At 76.9% G+C, this 687-nt stretch carries 1 protein-coding gene; it reads right to left on the bottom strand.

Annotated features, from left to right (window positions below; translation table 11 throughout):
- Nucleotides 1-41 precede the first annotated feature (41 nt).
- Nucleotides 42-687, bottom strand: a 646-nt coding sequence (locus ESO86_RS18135; protein WP_165308415.1) for an iron chelate uptake ABC transporter family permease subunit, incomplete at its 5' end; no start/stop codon positions are given.

Below are 687 nucleotides of genomic sequence, written 5' to 3'. Positions count from 1 at the left end.
GCCCGCACCCGGCTGGGCCGATCCCGGCTGGGCCCCGGCGCTCACGAGGCCCTCCGGGCGCGCAGCAGCAGCGCGGCGAACACCGGGCCGCCCACGAGCGCCGTGAGGATCCCGACCGGCAGCTCGCGCGGGTCGAACAGCGTCCGTGCGCCCGTGTCCACCCAGACCAGGAAGACCGCACCCGCGAGCGCCGAGAGGGGCAGCAGCGCCCGATGACGGGAGCCGACGACGAGCCGCACGGCGTGCGGCAGGATCAGCCCGACGAACCCGATCGCCCCGCTCACCGCGACGAGCGCGCCCGTGAGCAGCGCGGTCGCGACGAGCAGCAGCGCGCGCGTGCGCGTCACGTGCACCCCGAGGGCGGATGCCGCGGTGTCGCCGAACGCGAACGCGTCGAGCGTGCGCCCGGTCGTGAGCAGCGGCAGTCCGACGACCGCGATCGCGGCGCCCGCGAGTGCCGCGGCGGGCCAGTCCGCTCCGGAGAGGGAGCCGAGCAGCCAGTTGAGGATCTCGCGGTAGCTGTCGGTCGTGGCGCTCCAGAAGATGACGAGGCTCGTCACGGCGCCGAACACCGCCGAGACCGCGAGTCCGGCGAGCACGGTCGTGGTCGGGCTGAGGCCGCCCGCGGCGCGGGCGAGGCCGAGCGTCGCGGCGAGGGCTGCGAGGGCCCCGGCGAAGGCGGCGACG

Source organism: Agromyces binzhouensis (assembly GCF_004135055.1).
In the GTDB taxonomy this organism is placed as follows: domain Bacteria; phylum Actinomycetota; class Actinomycetes; order Actinomycetales; family Microbacteriaceae; genus Agromyces; species Agromyces binzhouensis.
Note: the sequence above shows the minus strand (reverse complement) of the source record. Positions and strands in the feature narration are given on the sequence as shown.